Annotated in this window: 17 protein-coding genes; 8 read left to right on the top strand and 9 right to left on the bottom strand. The window is 67.8% G+C overall.

Going from position 1 to position 16,864, the window contains the following annotated elements:
- Window positions 1–344: 344 nt before the first annotated feature.
- From AB0N16_RS14920 to AB0N16_RS14905, 4 genes are all read right to left on the bottom strand, one after another.
- Window positions 345–542 (bottom strand): helix-turn-helix domain-containing protein, encoded by a 198-nt coding sequence (locus AB0N16_RS14920; RefSeq protein ID WP_365796654.1) that lies wholly within the window; start codon window positions 540–542, stop codon window positions 345–347.
- A 167-nt stretch (window positions 543–709) separates the two neighbouring features.
- On the bottom strand, window positions 710–1,429 hold the full coding sequence (locus tag AB0N16_RS14915; protein WP_365796652.1) for an aquaporin: 720 nt from the start codon (window positions 1,427–1,429) through the stop codon (window positions 710–712).
- Window positions 1,430–1,634: 205 nt separating this feature from the next.
- Window positions 1,635–2,108: a nuclear transport factor 2 family protein gene (locus tag AB0N16_RS14910; RefSeq protein WP_362565141.1), complete on the bottom strand. Its 474-nt coding sequence runs from the start codon at window positions 2,106–2,108 to the stop codon at window positions 1,635–1,637.
- Between the two features lie 77 nt (window positions 2,109–2,185).
- The gene (locus AB0N16_RS14905; protein WP_362565143.1) at window positions 2,186–2,344 is read right to left on the bottom strand and encodes a hypothetical protein; all 159 of its coding nucleotides are present in this window, start codon (window positions 2,342–2,344) and stop codon (window positions 2,186–2,188) included.
- Between the two features lie 923 nt (window positions 2,345–3,267).
- Here AB0N16_RS14905 and AB0N16_RS14900 point away from each other — a divergent pair.
- From AB0N16_RS14900 to AB0N16_RS14890, 3 genes are all read left to right on the top strand, one after another.
- Window positions 3,268–5,487, top strand: a complete 2,220-nt coding sequence (locus AB0N16_RS14900; protein WP_365796650.1) for a P-loop NTPase fold protein — start codon at window positions 3,268–3,270, stop codon at window positions 5,485–5,487.
- A gap of 2 nt (window positions 5,488–5,489) precedes the next feature.
- Window positions 5,490–7,178: a hypothetical protein gene (locus tag AB0N16_RS14895; RefSeq protein ID WP_365796648.1), complete on the top strand. Its 1,689-nt coding sequence runs from the start codon at window positions 5,490–5,492 to the stop codon at window positions 7,176–7,178.
- Window positions 7,179–7,377: 199 nt separating this feature from the next.
- Window positions 7,378–7,476, top strand: coding sequence for a hypothetical protein (locus AB0N16_RS14890; protein WP_365796646.1), 99 nt, complete (start codon window positions 7,378–7,380; stop codon window positions 7,474–7,476).
- Between the two features lie 220 nt (window positions 7,477–7,696).
- Here AB0N16_RS14890 and AB0N16_RS14885 read toward each other — a convergent pair whose 3' ends face one another.
- Entirely contained in the window at window positions 7,697–8,602 is a 906-nt protein-coding gene (locus AB0N16_RS14885; protein WP_365796644.1) for a DUF3152 domain-containing protein, read from the bottom strand.
- Between the two features lie 653 nt (window positions 8,603–9,255).
- Complete coding sequence (locus AB0N16_RS14880; RefSeq protein WP_365796642.1) at window positions 9,256–9,651, bottom strand: hypothetical protein; 396 nt, start codon at window positions 9,649–9,651, stop codon at window positions 9,256–9,258.
- Between the two features lie 517 nt (window positions 9,652–10,168).
- On the opposite strand from AB0N16_RS14880, the gene AB0N16_RS14875 reads away from it, so the two are divergent.
- From AB0N16_RS14875 to AB0N16_RS14865, 3 genes are all read left to right on the top strand, one after another.
- Window positions 10,169–10,816: a cysteine hydrolase gene (locus AB0N16_RS14875; protein ID WP_365796640.1), complete on the top strand. Its 648-nt coding sequence runs from the start codon at window positions 10,169–10,171 to the stop codon at window positions 10,814–10,816.
- 141 nt (window positions 10,817–10,957) lie between these two features.
- The gene (locus tag AB0N16_RS14870; protein WP_365796638.1) at window positions 10,958–11,377 is read left to right on the top strand and encodes a DUF1622 domain-containing protein; all 420 of its coding nucleotides are present in this window, start codon (window positions 10,958–10,960) and stop codon (window positions 11,375–11,377) included.
- 39 nt (window positions 11,378–11,416) lie between these two features.
- Window positions 11,417–11,533 (top strand): hypothetical protein, encoded by a 117-nt coding sequence (locus AB0N16_RS14865; protein ID WP_365796636.1) that lies wholly within the window; start codon window positions 11,417–11,419, stop codon window positions 11,531–11,533.
- A 456-nt stretch (window positions 11,534–11,989) separates the two neighbouring features.
- On the opposite strand, the gene AB0N16_RS14860 is transcribed toward AB0N16_RS14865, so the two are convergent.
- Window positions 11,990–12,847 carry a 3-hydroxybutyryl-CoA dehydrogenase gene (locus AB0N16_RS14860; protein ID WP_365796634.1) on the bottom strand — a complete coding sequence of 286 codons (858 nt, stop codon included), beginning with the start codon at window positions 12,845–12,847 and terminating at the stop codon, window positions 11,990–11,992.
- Between the two features lie 171 nt (window positions 12,848–13,018).
- On the opposite strand from AB0N16_RS14860, the gene AB0N16_RS14855 reads away from it, so the two are divergent.
- A complete protein-coding gene (locus AB0N16_RS14855) occupies window positions 13,019–14,245 on the top strand; it encodes a family 10 glycosylhydrolase (protein WP_365796632.1) in 1,227 nt (408 codons plus the stop codon).
- 32 nt (window positions 14,246–14,277) lie between these two features.
- Here AB0N16_RS14855 and AB0N16_RS14850 read toward each other — a convergent pair whose 3' ends face one another.
- On the bottom strand, window positions 14,278–14,478 hold the full coding sequence (locus AB0N16_RS14850) for a DUF1918 domain-containing protein (RefSeq protein ID WP_365796630.1): 201 nt from the start codon (window positions 14,476–14,478) through the stop codon (window positions 14,278–14,280).
- A gap of 13 nt (window positions 14,479–14,491) precedes the next feature.
- Complete coding sequence (locus AB0N16_RS14845) at window positions 14,492–15,418, bottom strand: DMT family transporter (protein WP_365796628.1); 927 nt, start codon at window positions 15,416–15,418, stop codon at window positions 14,492–14,494.
- Here AB0N16_RS14845 and AB0N16_RS14840 point away from each other — a divergent pair.
- Window positions 15,417–16,862, top strand: coding sequence for a PLP-dependent aminotransferase family protein (locus AB0N16_RS14840; protein WP_365796626.1), 1,446 nt, complete (start codon window positions 15,417–15,419; stop codon window positions 16,860–16,862). The two genes, AB0N16_RS14845 and AB0N16_RS14840, sit on opposite strands and share 2 nt — an antisense overlap.
- The last annotated feature ends 2 nt before the right edge of the window (window positions 16,863–16,864 follow it).

The raw sequence follows: 16,864 nt of genomic DNA, 5'->3' as shown, positions 1-16,864 counted from the left end.
GCCCGGTAAGCAGCCAAACACGGAAGTGAGCAGACGCCCCCCCCACCCATCGCCCGACGGCGCGTCAGGTGGCCGGAAACTTAGAGCTAGGGTGTCCAGATCACTGGTCACAGGGGGCTACTTGCCCTGGGCTGAAAGGGCGAGGAGTGTCGGCGGCACAGGGACCGGGCCGCCGCGCCCAAGGGTTTCTGAATCGGCGCGACCCTCCAGGAGGTCACCCCCGTGCTCACCGCACTCGGGTACAAGATCCCGGCCGGCGCCGTCACCGTGACCACGGCACAACAACTCGCCGCGATCGCCGGGCACGACCCCACCCTCCCGTAATCCCCACCAAGATCGACGAGTTATTGATCGGCAGGCCCCTGTCCCCGCTCCCGCCACTGCCAGAGCCAACGCTCCACCGAACGCTCGCTCACCCTCGGCGCGGCGGCGATCTCTCCGTCCTTCTTCCCGCCCTCGAAGCGGACGACTGCCTTCAGTCGGATCTGCTCCCGCGTGACCCTCTCGGTGTCGGTCAGGCCGCCGCCCTGCGCGTATCTCACCGTCCAGCCGTACACAGAACGACCCCGGCCCGTCAGGCAAACGGCCCCGACATCAGCCGATCAAGTTCAGTAGCGAACTGCGACTGGAGTATTAGCTTTTCATTCAGTCCGGCGAAATTCGTTATAGAGGCAGTTTTTGAGGTGGCACACGTAAGCCCTATCATGTATTAGCTTCCACATGGAATGGTACGCCGCCTCATCTGATGCATTATCGCCGCACCGAGAGAACCGCACACAGGGGCCAGCAGATACACCCACAGATCATCCCACGTGTTACTGATGGCGGCGGGAGCGAGGCTCCGTGCAGGGTTCAATCCAGCTCCCGAGACAGGTGCCGCGAGGAAAACCAATATGACCCCCAATGCACCAGCCGCCGCTGCGGCAAAGGGCATCAAGCGAGGCCTCTCGAGAAGAATCAATATGAGAGAAATGAGCAGAAAAGTCGCCGCCGTTTCGACTGCCAAGGCTGCCCACGTTCCCATGGGTCCAGGAACCGTAACCATCAAACGTGAATTCTTGACTCGATGTCCCCAGATGAACGACACAATCACTGCCCCGGCCGTCGCTCCAGCAACCTGGGCCACTATGTAGGCTATGGCACTCTTCGAGCTTATTTTTCCTAGTCGCAAGAAGGCCAAGGTGACAGCTGGGTTGATGTGTCCGCCACTGATGCGACCCAACGGAGAGTAGATAATGAGAGTTCCACAGAGAGAGAAGATTACAGCTGTGAGGAGTCTCCGCAACTCCCCGCTCGGAATGAGTGACGTCATGGGGGAATCCTGCGAAAAATCCATAACTATTGCGCTAAGGCCAAAAAGCAGCAGGAGCGCGGTCCCGGCAAACTCAGAGAAAACCTCACGCCATCCGACCACTGTACCTCCCCTCATGCGCTCCAAGGTCAATCGCATGAAACTCGGTGCCCGCTTGCATGTTGCGAGGATGCAGAATTTAGTGAAACAGTCCCACTCGGGCTGAGTACAGCCGACGCCTTAAGGGCCGGCCGGTTGCTCGGCGGCGCTAAAAATCTGCAGCACCGCCGAACACCCCGGCTCCCAGGTGTGGTCGTATCAGCTTCGCTTGGTCCTACGGATGTCAGAGGTCGAGTTCACTCAGACCCGGGTGGTCGTCGGGGCGGCGGCCCAGCGGCCAGTGGAACTTGCGCTCCGGCTCCTTGATCGGAAGGTCGTTGATACAGGCGTAGCGCCGGCGCATCAGGCCGTTGTCGTCGAACTCCCAGTTCTCGTTGCCGTACGAGCGGTACCAGTTGCCCGAGTCGTCGTGGCACTCGTAGGCGAAGCGCACCGCGATCCGGTTGCCGTCGAAGGCCCACAGCTCCTTGATCAGCCGGTAGTCCAGCTCCCGCTTCCACTTGCGCGTGAGGAAGGCGACGATCTCCTCGCGGCCGTTGGCGAACTCGGCGCGATTCCGCCAGCGCGAGTCCACGGTGTAGGCGAGAGCGACCTTCTCCGGGTCGCGGGAGTTCCAGCCGTCCTCGGCCAGACGTACCTTCTCGATGGCCGTCTCCCGGGTGAACGGAGGAAATGGGGGGCGCGATTCGTCGGTCATGTCGACTCCTCAGTTCGTGTCGTTGTCTCATAGAGGGGCGCGGATACCCGGGAGGGGGAAAGCCCGTCGCGCGCTGTTCACCACTGATAGGGCAGAAACTTACCGTTGAGCACGATTTCCACACGGTCGCCCTCGGGGTCCGGCACGCGCTTGATGACCATGCGGAAGTTGATGGCGCTCATGATCCCGTCGCGGAACTCCTCGTGGATGGGTTCCTTGAGGGTCGGCCCGTCCACCTGGAGCGCCTCGTACAGGCGGTAGATCGTCGGATCAGTGGGGACCGCGGCGCCCAGCGTGCCGAGGGCGAGTGGGCTGCAAATGGGGCGCTTTCACGACGTTCTGGCCCAAGCCCATGGCGGACGCGGCGGCTTCGGCCTCGGCCTCGGCGGCCGCCATCGGGTGCTGCCCCAGGGGGGCCGCCGTGGATCAGACGACCGGACGGCCGACCGCCTCTGCCAGCTGCGCCCAGGTCACACCGTGCCCGATCAGGGCGCGGCGGACCGTGTCCGCCGCTTCCTGCTTCGTCATCATCGTGATCCTCCCGGTATCGCTCCGCTGTGGTGAACGAGTTTTGGCGGGTCGGGGCCTGCCCCCGCGCCGACGCGGCGTTCCAGGTGGCACAGAGCCCTCGCCTGCGGCGTTGGCCCGGCGAGTGCCCCTGCCGCGGAATCAGGACCATCCCTACACTTGAACCGTACGGCGATCCCGTCGCCCACGCAGTCCCACAGTCCCCAATGCGGACCAGTCCTGCTCGCTGTCACCTGTATCGGTCAGGCACTCAGGACGCCCCGCGCGGCCGTCGCCGATTCACGCGCGACGGACCGGCGCGCTAGACGAGATACGGTCCTCGCTCTCACCGCCAGGGACTCGACCTCCGGCGACATCGTCGCCCGCCTCACGGAGGCGTACGGGCTGACCACCCCCACGATCACGCGTATGAAGACCTCCGGCAGGCCGCACCGCCGGAAACCGCTGCACCGCTCTCGGGCGGGCCCAGCTACGTCCGCTTGGCCAGACTGAGCAGACCACAAGTTCGTTCTGCGTCCCCGCCTCTGCGTCGAGTACGGGCCTGCACTGATGTCAGTGCAGGCCCGTACGATCTGGACACGTGCGAGCTGCGGAACGGAAGTGACAAGTGGCGCCTCAGCGACCGTGGGCGATGGAGGACATCGCCATTGGCAAGAGTGACCAGGATCTGTTCGATCACCATTCCGTGGCTCAGCAGTTGGCGCGCACGGTGAAGGAAACGACCGGGTCCTTGGCCGTGGGCCTGATCGGACCGTTCGGCAGTGGTAAGTCGTCCGTGGTTGGGCTGCTGACGACCGAGCTGGCAGTCAACTCCGATTGGGCGGTGCTGCACGTGAGTGCAGAACACCACAGCGGCGTCGCCCGGGCACGCGCGTTGATGTACGCGTTGCTCGATGCCGCGCATCGAAAGCAGTTGATCGACAACGAGACCTACGTCGGCGAGCGGTCCTGCCTTGAAGGAAGTCGGCAGCGCACCCTCCCACGGGCGGATCATCAGGCCGATGCTCCAGGGAAGCCTGCCTGGCATCGGTATCTGCGCGCGGCCGGCGCCGGCCTGGGCTGGGTGCTCGCGATGCTCGTGCTCCTGTGGCTGTTGGGCGTCGGCGCGGTCACGGTGGTACACCTTCTGGGATCGGGGCACCGCGTCTCGGCCTGGACCTGGTTCGCGCCGCGGGGGGCCGCTTCGCTAACGGGTGTTCTGGTCAGTGCCGCCGCCATCGCGGCCGTCCTTGCAGCGGGCCGGGAGGGGGCGCTGCAGTCGTTGAAGGCCTACGAGATCACCGTGAGCAGTCCGCGGCCCGAGTCTACCGACGAGCTCGAACAGGCCTTCGCGAGACTTCTGCGTCGCATCAACCGACGGCTGGTGATCGCCGTGGACGACATCGACCGGCTGGCCGCTTCGGACGTACTTGACGCTCTCGCCACAGTACGCAGCTTCCTGCTGACCGGAACCCAGCATCGACACCAGCCGGTGTTTGTCCTCTCGTGCGACGAGGACATCGTGCGTGAGGCAATCGGCGGAGTCCGTCCCGGTCTGGCGCATCGTCCCACTACGCCCGAGACTCCCCGCACCGCCACCGATGCGTCCGCCGCGGCAGAGCCGGGACAGGCCCTGCCGCGGATCGACGATGGGATGCGCACGGCGACCGAGGAAGCCGCGCAGGAGTATCTGAACAAGCTGTTCACCATTCGTATGGTGCTCCCCGCGCACTATGACGCGGACTTGCGGGACTACGCGGAAGAGCTGCTCATGGGCGATGTTCCGCACCACCCCGTCGTAGCGGAGCTCGGCGGGCCGACGCAGACCCGGACGCTGCTGGAGGTTCTCATCCACCGCCGGGTCCGCGATCCGCGCCACGTCATCCGTCTGCTCAATTCCTTTTTCAGTGACTACCAGCTCGCCCGACGTCGCGAGCGACCGGTCGGGAACCGGCCGGCACGCATCGCACCTGGTGAAGTCACAGGACATCCCATCGAGCTAGCTCGCCTGACCGTGCTTCGCCATGATTTCCGGGACCTGTACGACGCCATTCACGCCGAGCACCGTCTACTTCGCCTCCTCGACGAAGCCCTCCTCGGCGATGAGCAGGCCCTTGCAGACCCCCTCGTCGCCAAGTTCCGGACCCGGGACCCGGCTTCTCGCCTCGACCTGGACCGGAATCCCGGCCTGGCTTTCCTCAACAGCACGGCCGCCCGGGCCCGCACTCAGCGCCCGGTCCAAATCGGCCCCCTGATCACTTTGGGTTCTTCCCGGGCCAGCCGCCTACTCGGCAGTCAGATGGCCGTGGAGATCGAAACCGATCTTGTGCAGCGGAACGCGGCTGGTCTCGCGGCGCGTCTGACCGAAGGTGAACACCGGGTACGGGTGGTGGAAGCTGCCACTGCGTCGCTGGAGGCCGCCCGTCCGGGACAGGATCTCGACAACTCCGTCGCAGCCGTCCTTGAGGCCCTCGGTTCCGTCTCAGGTCTTCTACCCACCGACGTGTCCGAGGAAGAGCAGCACGCCGTGCACGCGCTGACGGACTGCGTCATGCGTCAATACGAGCGCCGCACCCTGCCAGTAGCCAGTCATCTGCTCGTTCCCTTGCTCGACCTGAGCGTCCCCGCGCATCTCCCGCGTCTGCGGCAAGCTCTGCTACCCGTTCCGGAAGACCGGAGGCGCGGGTCTGGGCTGTCACCCTCATCGCCCTGCCCCCGGGCGCCACCTCCGACCTCCTTGCGCCGTCTCTCAACTCCTACTTCAACGCACTCGCCGGTGAAGGCACTGCCATTGACCTTTCCTTCTGGGAAAACCAGAGCCAACAGCCGAACTCCAGCTCCTTGCCGCCTGCGGCTCTCGCCGCTCTGCTGATCATGGCCGCGCGCCACGAAGACGCCGACGCCGTGCGCCACGTCGGCACATTGGCCACGGACCATGATGACAACCACGCCTGGGACCACTCAGTGCTGCTGGCCCTGTTGGAGTGTCTGTCCTCCAGCACCGAAGTACGCCGTGAGGCAGTCGGAATTCTCTCTCTCGCTCCGGATCCCTCCGCCGACTGGGGAGACGGTGTCGAAGACGGCGAGACCACTCTCCTGGCCACGCAGATCGTTCAAGCCGTCGCCCAAGCTCTGCAGGATGATGAGGACGAAGACAGCATGCTCGCCATGATGGAGCTGCTGGCTCGGTGGCTGCGCGCGGCTCAACAGCTCCCCGACGCGTCCCTCGCTCAGCAGGCCATCGCCGACGCGACCGCAGTGGCATCCTCGGTCCGCGCGGACCTCGCAGTCGCAGCCGGTGCGATCTTGAAACGACTGGACGAGGAAAAGGCTGCCTCCTGTGCCACCACCATGGCCACAGAGCTGACGGCGCACCGAGATCCAGCCGACGTCATTGGCATCGGCCTGCGGAATGTTTTGGTCGACTATCTCCGACTCAGCCAGGGTTCCGACGCCGAAGCCACCCGCATCGCGGTCACCACCTGCACAACGGCTCTCACCGGAGATCTGGAAGCTGCCACGCCGACCGGACGGTTCGCACGCTCCACCCTGCCCATGCTGTTGACCACTGAGCCTGGCCTCGGCATGACGACGCCGCTGATTCAGCGCCTGGCCGGTTCCCTCGCCGCCAACAACCCCGGACTCGCGCAGGAACTACTGCCCAGCCTCCACGTCCTTCTGCGGAACCAGGCGGCGAAAGAGACTCAGCTCACCGCAGTCATCCAGCAGGCGCAGCAGCTCATGAACTCCGGCACCCCAGCCATCGCGCTGGACTTCGCCGCCCACTACATCACCGCGCCCGCCGTCGATGTCAACTGGCTGCACTGGTTCGCATCACACTGGGCAAGCCTCTCCGAACCCACCCGCAGTCTCGCCGTAGCCGCAGCCGAACGCCCCGAACTGCAAAGCGTTCCCGCGCTGCGCGACAACCTGGTCCAGCACCTGCTGGAAACCGCAGACACCGAACCCTGGCAGTACGCAAGCACTCTGTGGCAGCAGATCACCACGGACCAACAAAGCAGCCTGCTGGCCTGCGCCAACTCACGGTGCCCGGCACTCGCTCACTGCGCCGTCGACGCAGACGCGGAACTCCTCTGCGCCGCGCTCGTCAAGGCCGGCGATCGGATCAGCGATGTGCTCACCTTGATCCGCGAGACCTCGGAATTCTCCAAAGCGATCATGCTGTACCTCAACAACCGTATGGAACAGGCAGATTGGACACCTGCTCTCGCCGCCACAGCAATCACGGCATGCGACGACCCGGCTGCCCTCTGGAAGCACACGCTGCCTTTCATGACCGAGGATCAAAGCAGTGCCACCCGCGCAGCCGCGTTCATCGCCACGCTCATCGAGCATCACCCTGATTCGGTACCGGATGACATCGTGGCCAGCCTCACTCCCGTGCTACGTGAGGCAGACACCCAACTCGCCTCGGCCATCGGCCACGCCTTGCGTCCGTTGCCCAAAACGGCACAGAAACTTCGTAGAGCTATGAACGGCTTCAGTAACACCCCCGCACAACGGGCCCGGAATGCCGCGTTCAAGGAGGCCAGCGGCATCTGATCAGTCACCCAGTAGTGCCTGGTCAGGTTCACTCGCCGGTGGCGTGCCCGTTGATCGCTTGTTCCGTTGACCTGTTGTGATGGGTGGGGAGCTGGCCGCGGTCCGGTGCGGTCTGGAGGACTTCGCGGCGGAGATGTTCAAGCCGTTCGCGCGAGCGGATCAACGCCGGTGGTGAGCGGTCTAGCTGCGCGGACTGCTGATGGAGGGGCGGCGCAAGTCGGTGGAATCGATGGCCGCCCGCCTGGGCGAGGACGGCAACCGGCAGGCCCTGGCGAACTTCATCACCACCAGCCCGTGAGACTCGGCACATCTCCGCGCCCGCCTCGCCTGACGAATGCAGCACGTGATCAAACCGGGGTACCGGAGTCGGCCCTGGAGGCCGGCGATTCCGTGCCATCGACCTGCGCAGCCGGCCAAAGCCCGCCCCGGACCAGCACGCCTGGCACAGCCGTCCGCATCCACAGACCGCGAGCCGGCGCTCACCCTCCCGCGGGGGAGCCTGCGCTACAGCGCTGGAATCAGGGCGCCGGAGATGCGCGGGGCCCCGTGACGGCGCGGCCGTGGCCGTCGGACGGCCAGCCGTTGATCACGCAGCCGTGCAGACCCTTGATCTGTTGCATCATCACGGGCGCCGGAAGGCCGGCGCCGGGGCAGGACTCGTGCTGGTGGCCGAGGCGGTGGCCGACTTCGTGGTTGATCGCCAGGGCGTGGTAGGAACCGGGCCGCCCCCGGTAGTAGGGAGTCAGCAGGAGCCACCGCTTGATGTTGATCACGACGTCGGGTCCGCCGCTGCAGTTCACCCAGCCGCCGGTGTCCAGCCCGTAGCGGCCGCAGATCACGTCGGTGGTGTGCGGCGACGCCAGATGGACGGTGAAGTCCACCGGGCCGGCGGACACCCTCTGGAAAGCCCAATGGCCGCCGGCCGCCCAACCGCGGGCGGTGTCGTCCAGGACGGCGTCGACCTGCTCGGCGAAGTGCCGCGGGTCCTGGCCGATGCCGTCCTCCACGTCGACGGCGTAGCGCATCGGCCTGCCCCGGCCGACGAGGCGGGTGCCGCCGCCGGCCCGGGTGAAGGTTCCGGCACCGGCCTGCGGGAAGGTGGTGGAAGCCGGGGTGGAAACGGGTCCGGAGGACGGCGTGGCAGGTGCGGAACGGGACGGCGACGAGGCGGCCGTGTGCGTCGTCGGGGCCGGGTCGGCCGTTGGTGACGCGGGGCTCCCGACCGGAGGGCCGGGAGCCTGGTGAGAGAGCCCCAGGGCTCCGGCGAGGGCGAGACCGACCAGCACGGCCGCCGTGACGACGCGGGTGCCGCGCACCGAGCGGGGCACTCGGCTCGTGCGTCCCCGCTGCGAGGCGGTGCTCCGGCGGACCGCGGCGCGCGGCTGCCGGTGCCGTGGGGGTTCCTGGTGGGATTGCTGATGCATCGTCACGTCTCTCGGATGAGATCCCGCAGAAGGCCGTACCGGGTATCGGCGGGCGGGGCCCAGCGCCAGGCAGGCCGCGGGCGGGAAGGGTGAAGGGCCGTCCTCGGGCGGTGGCGCAGGTAGCGGCCGGGCGATGATGCCCGCAGGCGTGCCTGCAACGCCGCACAGCGCGGACAGCAACGGTCACGCGGTGGCGAACTCACGCGGATCGGCTCCGCGTAGCCCGCCCGGGGGCGAACGCGTACGGGGCCGTCGGCCTCCATGGCCGGAGGCCGACAGTGGTACATGCAGTGCGCTCGGCTGCGCGGCGTGCTGGGGGCCCGGCAGAGTCGACGACGGCCCGCGCCAGGACGGCGGCGCCGGCAGTGAGGGTTCCGGCCTTGCCGGCAGTCGTGTTCTTGACCAGGTAGCTGCGCTCACCGAGGTACGCGCGGGTGTTCTTGCCGGAGATCAGTTCAGTACGCTCGCCGTCGAAAGCCGGCGCCAAGGCCGTGGCCGCCCGCGTCGTCGACGGCGTCGACGAGATCATGGACCACGACCACGCCGGGGATACGGGCGGTGGCGCGGATCACGGCAGCGGTGAGCTCGGGCGGGACGATCGCCTCGGTCAGATGGTCGCCGCTCCACGTCCTCGGCGGCCGTCCGGTCGCCCGTCACATGTGCCGCGTACCGGTGGAGCGCCTGCGCGCAGTCGTCAAGAATCCGACCGAACGCGTCCGGGTCCCCGGCTCGTAGCCGGGCTCGCAAATGTTCCACACCGGTACCTGTCCGAATACCGTGACACGGTTCCCGTGATGGCGGTCACAGCAGTGCAAGCGGACCAGGCCGCCATGCACCGGCGGACCGGCCTTCTTGGTGCTGCGTTTCTTCCCGAACACGCGCCACCAGCGGTTGTCCCGGCCGATCCGCCACGCGGTCCGGCCGGCCGTGACCGACCCGGCACCGCGGGCCTCGTCGGCCAGGCAGCGGTGGCCGAACTCCGGATGCTCACCATGGGCGTCGGACAACGCGTTCGCGCGATGGGCCTCCTCGATCGCGGCATCCGTCACCGGCCGGTCGAGCCGGCGGTAGTAGGGATGCTTGGCAAGCCTGAGGAAGGACCCGGCACGTGACCGTGGCGGGAACCCCGTCCCCGGCCGGCTCCTTCACGAGCGGGTAGATCCTCCCTATGTGCATGACGAACGGTTGGCCCGTGCGGCGATCAGTACCACGATCGAGCGATCACGAACCGAGAGAGAAGGGACTTAACGCCCTCTCAGGAGAGTGCGCATCGGCCTCTGCCAGCGTGGCCCCAGAGCGGGCGACACTCAGAGCCCGTTCCACCGGGCCGATGCAGAACGCCCCGTGGTGGGGCAAAGTGGAGGGGAAGGCCGAATGACCGGGACGGCGCCCCTCAGGTCACACACCCCGAAGGTGAGCACGGCACTTGAGTGATGTCGCTTGGGGTCGGCAAAATCCGCACCGGAAGAGACCTCGCGTCACCGGACCGGAATGCCCTTCGGAAGAGCATCCGCTGTACCGAATATTTGTCATACCCGTGGTGTGTCATCGCGTGAGGAGGGTCAGGTGGAAATCAAGAAGATCGACACGGCGGTTGTGTTCATTGACCCACAGAACGACGTGCTGAGCGAAGACGGAGCGAACTGGGACGTGGTGGGAGCGAGCGTCACAGAGAACAGGACCGTCGAGAATATGGAGAGAATCTTCGAGGCGGCGAAGTCAGACGGATATGAGGTCTTCATCTCGCCTCACTACTTCTACCCGACTGACAACGGATGGCGAATGAACGGGCCGCTCGAGACAAGCGAGCTCGAGACCCACACCTTCGCACGGACGGGACAGCTCGATCTGACCGGGTTCCGAAACTCCGGGGCAGACTGGCTGGACCGATTCAAGTCCTATATCGAAGACGGCATAACGGTGGTCGCCAGCCCGCACAGGGTATTCGGTCCGGAAACCAACGATTTGGTACTGCAACTGCGCAAGCGGGGAATGCAAAGGATCATTCTTGGCGGGATGCTGGCGAACATGTGCGTCGAGTCCCATATGCGTCACCTCATTGAGGAGGGATTTGAGGTCGCTGTGGTCAGGGATGCAACAGCTGGACCCCGACACCCGGTCTGGGGTGACGGGTATCAGGCGGCGATCATCAACTACCGTTTTTTCGCACATGCGTTGCTGTCGACCGACGAAGTACTCGATGGAATGCGCTGAGGAGTTCGCGGCCTGGAAATAGCGATCACGTCCGTCCGATAGTTACGCTTTCAGTAGGCGCCGTTGACGGTGCCGGTTTACTGGGCGGGGGAGCGCCGTGGAAACAACCCTAGCCCGACTGTAACCGGTGCTCGGAACGAAGTGCAGATAGCAACAGAGGTTGCGGCCCACAAAGGAGCGGATTCGGGTCGGCGCGAGAGGGATGCTGTGGAGTTCCAACCCATCGTGGAGCTGGTCGGTCGGGGCGTTGACGCCGCAGGCGTAGCCATTATAGTCGTGGGGACGCTCTTGGCGACCGTTATCGCGGGTATCCGACTCAATCGCCGACAGGCGGGTGCGTACCGCGGCTATCGCCGTCGCGTCGGGCGGTCGATCCTGCTGGGGCTGGAGTTTCTCGTAGCCGGCGATATCATTCGTACAGTCGCCGTCGCACCGACGTATAAAAGCGTCGGAGTGCTAGCCGTGATCGTAGGCATCCGCACCTTCCTCAGCTTTTCTCTCGAGCTCGAGATCACCGGGCGGTGGCCATGGCAAAAGCCAGTGGCCGAAGCCAAAGACTGACCCCGCGAGCACAAGCAGCGTCAGGCGGCCGCCGCCCCCATGCGCCTGGCACACCCCGCCGACGTCGCCCAAGCGGTCGCCTTCTACGCCAGCGAGGACAACGTCTTCCTGACCGGCACCACGGCCGCGGTCAACGGCGGAATGGCCATGTGCTGACGCCCGCTGTCGGCACACGGGGCGATACCGGGTATTGTCCCGCGTCCGGCATACCGTCACCACACCACATCGGCCGCAGACCGACCCCGCGGCACGCGCGGGCTCATCGCGGCGACACGCGGGGCTCGCGAGCGTTGGACGGGCTGCTGCGAACCAGGGACTTTTCAGGGACTTTCAGCTCTGTCCCGGGGACTTTCCAGGGACTTTCCGCTGAGTAAGAGGGGAAGGCCTTGACAGCTCCGAAAGACGCAAAGAACGAGGTCAGGACCCATTTGGTGTCAGCTGACGCCGCTCACAAGGCTGTGTCCCCGTGCATTCGACGTGGGCTGGGCGAGGAGGTTGCGGATTAGGGCCTGGCGGGCGCCGCGAGGGCCACCCCGCAGCGGTGCCGCCGTGGGCGTCGATCCGGGTGAACTCGCCCTTGAACAGCGCCACTTGGCGGCGTCGCCGCACTCGCTAGTACGTGTAGAACCCCGACCCCGTCTTCCGCCCCAGCCGCCCCGCCTCGACCATGCGCTGGAGCAGCGGGGGAGCGGCGTACAGCGGCTCCTTGTACTCGGCGTACATGCTGTTGGCGATGGAGACGATGGTGTCCAGGCCGATCAGGTCGGACAGCTTCAGCGGGCCCATCGGGTGGGCGCAGCCCATCTCCATGCCGTTGTCGATGTCCTCGCGGCTCGCGATGCCGGACTCGAACATCCGGATGGACGAGAGCAGGTACGGCACCAGCAGCGCGTTGACCACGAAGCCGGAGCGGTCCTGGGCGCGGATCGCGTGCTTGCCGAGCACCTTCTCGGCGAAGACCTGCGCCCGGCTGATCGTACCCTCGGAGGTGGTGAGCGCCGGGATCAGCTCGATCAGCTTCTGCACCGGGGCCGGGTTGAAGAAGTGGATGCCGATCACGTGGTCGGGACGGGAGGTCGCGACCGCCAGCTTCACCAACGGGATCGAGGAGGTGTTGGAGGCCAGGATCGCGTCGGGCCGGGTCACCACCTGGTCGAGCACCTGGAAGATCTCCGTCTTCACCTGCTCGTTCTCGACGACGGCCTCGACCACCAGGTCACGGTCGGCGAACTCGCCGAGGTCCGTGGTGAAGCTCAGCCGCGCCAGCGTGGCGTCCCGCTCCTCCTCGCTGATCTTGCCGCGTTCGGCGGCCTTGGCCAGGGAGTTGAACAGCCGGGTACGGCCGATCTCCAGGGCCTCGCCGGTGGTCTCGGCGACCTTCACGTCCAGACCGGAGCGGGCGCACACCTCGGCGATGCCCGCTCCCATCTGGCCGCAGCCCACGACTCCGACCTTCTCGATGTCGGTCACATCGTCCCCTTCGCTGATCTACGGGCGGCCGACAGGACCTCCGGATCCGGTGCCTGCTCCGTTCGTGCACGTTACCCGTAAGTATCGATGATCGATCGTCCGGGTGCGGGCATCCTGTGGCGCGGAGGCGATCCGTGACCGTACGGATCCGGAGAGTTAGAGGGTGTCACGATGGCACAAATGTCTCGCAGGGCGTTTGCGGTGGCGGCGCTGTCGACGCTGGCGCTGGCGGCACCGGGGGTGACGGCCGCGGCCCGGCCCCGGCGTGCGGCCACCGAGATGCGGGGCATGTGGCTGGCGACCGTCTCCAACCGCGACTGGCCCTCGCGCACCGGGCTGTCGGCCTCCGCCCAGCGCAAGGAGCTGACCGCCCTCTTCGACAAGGCGGTCGACTACCGGCTCAACACGGTGATGTTCCAGGTGCGGCCCACCGCCGACTCGTTCTGGCCCTCGCCGCACGAGCCCTGGTCCCAGTATCTCACCGGAACCCAGGGCAAGAACCCCGGCTGGGACCCGCTCGGTACGGCCGTCGAGGAAGCGCACGCCCGGGGCCTGCACCTGCATGCCTGGTTCAACCCCTACCGGATCGCCAACCACACCGACCCGGGCAAGCTGGTCGCCTCGCACCCCGCCCGCAAGCACCCGGACTGGGTGGTGCCGTACGGCGGCAAGCTCTACTACAACCCAGGCATCCCGGCCGTCCGCGCCTTCGTGGAGCAGGCGATCCTGGACGCGGTCGCCAAGTACCCCGTGGACGCCGTCCACTTCGACGACTACTTCTACCCGTACCCGGTGGCCGGCCAGACCTTCGACGACGACGACGCCTTCGACACCCACGGCGGCGACTTCTCCTCCCGGGCGGCCTGGCGCCGGGACAACATCGACAAGCTGGTGACCGAGACCGCCGCCGGGATCAGGAAGCTCCGGCCCGGCACCCGGTTCGGGATCAGCCCGTTCGCGGTCTGGCGCAACGCCACCACCGACAGCCGGGGCTCGGACACCAAGGCGGGCGTGGAGACGTACGACGACCTGTACGCGGACACCCGGAAGTGGGTGCAGAAGAACTGGATCGACTACGTCGTCCCGCAGGTGTACTGGCAGATCGGCAACGCGGCCGCCGACTACGCCAAGGTCGTCGACTGGTGGGCGGGGGTGGCCAAGGGGTCCGGCACCCGGCTCTACATCGGTGAGGCGCTGTACCGGGCGGGGGCCGCCGGCGCGCCCTCGGCCTGGCAGGACCCGGCCGAGCTGTCCCGGCATCTCACCCTGGCCGCCCCGTACACGCAGGTCGGCGGGCATGTGTACTTCGCGGCCCAGGACGTGGCCGCCGATCCGATCGGGGCGCTGTCACGGGTGGTCGCCGACCACTACCGGCAGTCGGCGCTCCCGCCGAGCTGACCGGCACGCGGTCGGCGACCCCTCGCCGCGGCCTACAGTTGCGGATGGGTCTCCTGGTGCCTGACCTGGCAGTCGGGACCGGGGGACATGATGGCCTCGTGGCCGTCCTCGAAGCGGACCCGGTAGGGCGGATTGCCCTCGGGGCCGAGTACCTGGACGATTTCCGAGACCTGGTCGTGCTGGCCGACCACCCTGCCGTGCTGGACAAGCTGGTCGCCCTCGGATGCACGCATCTCCAGGGCCTCCTCACGATCGCGATCGTTGGGTGACGGCGATGCACACGAGCACGGCGGCGGCCGTGAGTGGAGCGGCCGCGGTGAGGTGCTCGCCCAGCAGCAGCACCGACCACACCAGTGTGAGCAGCGGCTGGGCCAACTGCAACTGGCTGGCCTTCGGAATGCCGACGGCCGCCATGCCCCGGTACCAGACCACCAGACCGAGGAACTGCGAGCCGACCGCCACCCACAGCACACCGGCCACACCGTGCACGTTCCAGACGACCGGCTCGTACGACAGCGCGACCACCGCGGCCGGCACGGTCAGCGGCAGGCAGCCCACCAGCGCCCAGCCGATGACCTGCCAGCCCGGCATGACCCGGGCCAGCCTGCCGCCCTCGGTGTAGCCGGCCGCGCACACCACCAGGGCCGCGAACAGATAACCGTCGGCGGCCGTGAGCGCCCCGCCGCTCTGGGCGACGGTGAACGCCAGCACGGCCGCCGCGCCCGCGAGGGCCGCCGTCCAGAAGGTGCGGGAGGGGCGGATGCCCATGCGCAGGGCCGAGAAGAGGGCGGTGGTCAGGGGGAGCAGGCCCACCACGACGGCCGCGTGCGAGGTGGTGGAGGTCTCCAGGGCGAGCGTGGTCAGCATCGGGAAGCCGAGCACGACACCGGCCGCGACGACCGCCAGCCCCGCCCAGTGCCGGCGCTCGGGCAGCCGTACCCGGAGGAACAGCAGGCAGCCGCCCGCCAGGGCCGCCGCGAGAACGCTGCGCACCGCCACCAGCGCCCAGGGCCCGAAGCCCTCCAGACCCCAGGCGGTGGCCGGGAAGGTGAGGGAGAAGGCGACCACACCGAGCGCGGCCTGCAGGGTGCCGGTCCGGTGGGAGGCGGGGGCGGCCGGGGGAGTGCCGACCGCTATCGAAGTCGGCTCGATAGCGCTACTCTGTACTCTCATGCAAGAGCGTAGCAGTGTCCTTGAGCTGGCGGAACAGCTGCGGCGAGACCTCGACCGCTACTCACCAGGAGGAAAGCTCCCGTCGAGCCGGGCGCTCGTCGAGCGGTTCCGGGTGAGCCCGGTGACCGTCTCACGGGCCCTGGCCCAGCTGGTCGCGGAGGGGCTGGTCGTCACCCGGCCCGGCGCCGGCGCCTACAAGGCCAGGCCGCGCGTCACGGCAGAGCCCACCGGGGACACCTCCTGGCAGGAGGTGGCGCTCAGCGCCGACGGCGCCCTCGACGTGGTCCCGCGCACGGTCGACGCGTCCGGGGTCACCGTCTGCCTGGCCGTCCCGCCGCCCGGCGTGCTGGAACTCAGCGGCGGCTACCTGCACGCCTCCCTGGAACCCGAACGTGCGATGGCTGCGGCCCTGGCGAGGGCCGGCCGGCGGCCCGGCGCCTGGGGGCGGCCGCCCCTGGACGGGCTGCCGGAGCTGCGCGAATGGTTCGCGCGGGACATCGGCGGCGCGGTGACCGCCGCCGAGGTGCTGATCGCGAACGGCGGCCAGTCCGCCCTCGCCACCGCCCTGCGCGCGCTTGCCCCGCCCGGCGCCCCGGTCCTCGTCGAGTCCCCCACCTACCCCGGAATGCTCGCCATCGCCCGCGCCGCCGGACTGCGGCCGGTCCCGGTCCCGGTCGACCCCGACGGGGTGCGGCCCGCCCTCCTCGCCGACGCGTTCCGCGCCACCGGCGCCCGGGTCTTCGTCTGCCAGCCCCTCTTCCAGAACCCGACCGGCGCCGTCCTCGCCCCCGACCGCCGCGCCGAGGTGGTGCGCATCGCCCGCGAGGCCGGCGCGTTCGTGATCGAGGACGACTACGTACGGCGGCTGGTCCACGCCGACGCGGGCCCGCTGCCCCGCCCGCTCGCCGCCGACGACCCCGACGGAGTCGTGGTCCACGTCGGCTCGCTGACCAAGGCCACCTCGCCGAGCTTCCGGGTAGCCGCACTCGCCGCCCGCGGCCCGGTCCTCGAACGTCTGCGCGCCATCCAGATCGTCGACACCTTCTTCGTCCCCCGCCCCCTCCAGGAGGCCGCCCTCGAACTCGTCGGTTCCCCGGCCTGGCCCCGCCATCTGCGCGCCCTGTCGGCCGAGTTGAAGACCCGCCGGTCCACCCTCACCGGCGCCCTCGCCCACCACCTTCCCGAACTCGCCCTCCCGCACATCCCCTCCGGCGGATACCACCTCTGGCTCCGCCTCCCCGAGGGCGTCGACGACGGAACCCTGACCGCCGCCGCCCTGCGCGCGGGCGTCGCCGTCACCCCCGGCCGCCCCTACTTCAGCGCCGAACCCCCGGCCGCCCACATCCGCCTGAGCTTCGCGGCGGTCGCCGGGACGGGGGAGCTCCTGGAGGGCGTGCGACGGCTGCGGACGGCCTGTGACGAGGTCCTGCGCCCCGCACCCTGACA

Source organism: Streptomyces sp. NPDC051105, assembly GCF_040682795.1.
Classification (GTDB): domain Bacteria; phylum Actinomycetota; class Actinomycetes; order Streptomycetales; family Streptomycetaceae; genus Streptomyces.
This window is presented reverse-complemented; position numbering and strand designations above follow the sequence as displayed.

What these genes read in the sequence shown, in the direction of transcription:
- AB0N16_RS14885 (WP_365796644.1), bottom strand. Translation starts at nt 8,602, where the DNA reads ATGCATCAGCAATCCCACCAGGAACCCCCACGGCACCGGCAGCCGCGC.
- AB0N16_RS14845 (WP_365796628.1), bottom strand. Translation starts at nt 15,418, where the DNA reads ATGAGAGTACAGAGTAGCGCTATCGAGCCGACTTCGATAGCGGTCGGC.
- AB0N16_RS14890 (WP_365796646.1), top strand. Translation starts at nt 7,378, where the DNA reads ATGGAGGGGCGGCGCAAGTCGGTGGAATCGATGGCCGCCCGCCTGGGC.
- AB0N16_RS14915 (WP_365796652.1), bottom strand. Translation starts at nt 1,429, where the DNA reads ATGAGGGGAGGTACAGTGGTCGGATGGCGTGAGGTTTTCTCTGAGTTT.
- AB0N16_RS14895 (WP_365796648.1), top strand. Translation starts at nt 5,490, where the DNA reads ATGGCCGCGCGCCACGAAGACGCCGACGCCGTGCGCCACGTCGGCACA.
- AB0N16_RS14855 (WP_365796632.1), top strand. Translation starts at nt 13,019, where the DNA reads ATGGCACAAATGTCTCGCAGGGCGTTTGCGGTGGCGGCGCTGTCGACG.
- AB0N16_RS14840 (WP_365796626.1), top strand. Translation starts at nt 15,417, where the DNA reads ATGCAAGAGCGTAGCAGTGTCCTTGAGCTGGCGGAACAGCTGCGGCGA.
- AB0N16_RS14865 (WP_365796636.1), top strand. Translation starts at nt 11,417, where the DNA reads ATGCGCCTGGCACACCCCGCCGACGTCGCCCAAGCGGTCGCCTTCTAC.
- AB0N16_RS14910 (WP_362565141.1), bottom strand. Translation starts at nt 2,108, where the DNA reads ATGACCGACGAATCGCGCCCCCCATTTCCTCCGTTCACCCGGGAGACG.
- AB0N16_RS14900 (WP_365796650.1), top strand. Translation starts at nt 3,268, where the DNA reads ATGGAGGACATCGCCATTGGCAAGAGTGACCAGGATCTGTTCGATCAC.
- AB0N16_RS14850 (WP_365796630.1), bottom strand. Translation starts at nt 14,478, where the DNA reads ATGCGTGCATCCGAGGGCGACCAGCTTGTCCAGCACGGCAGGGTGGTC.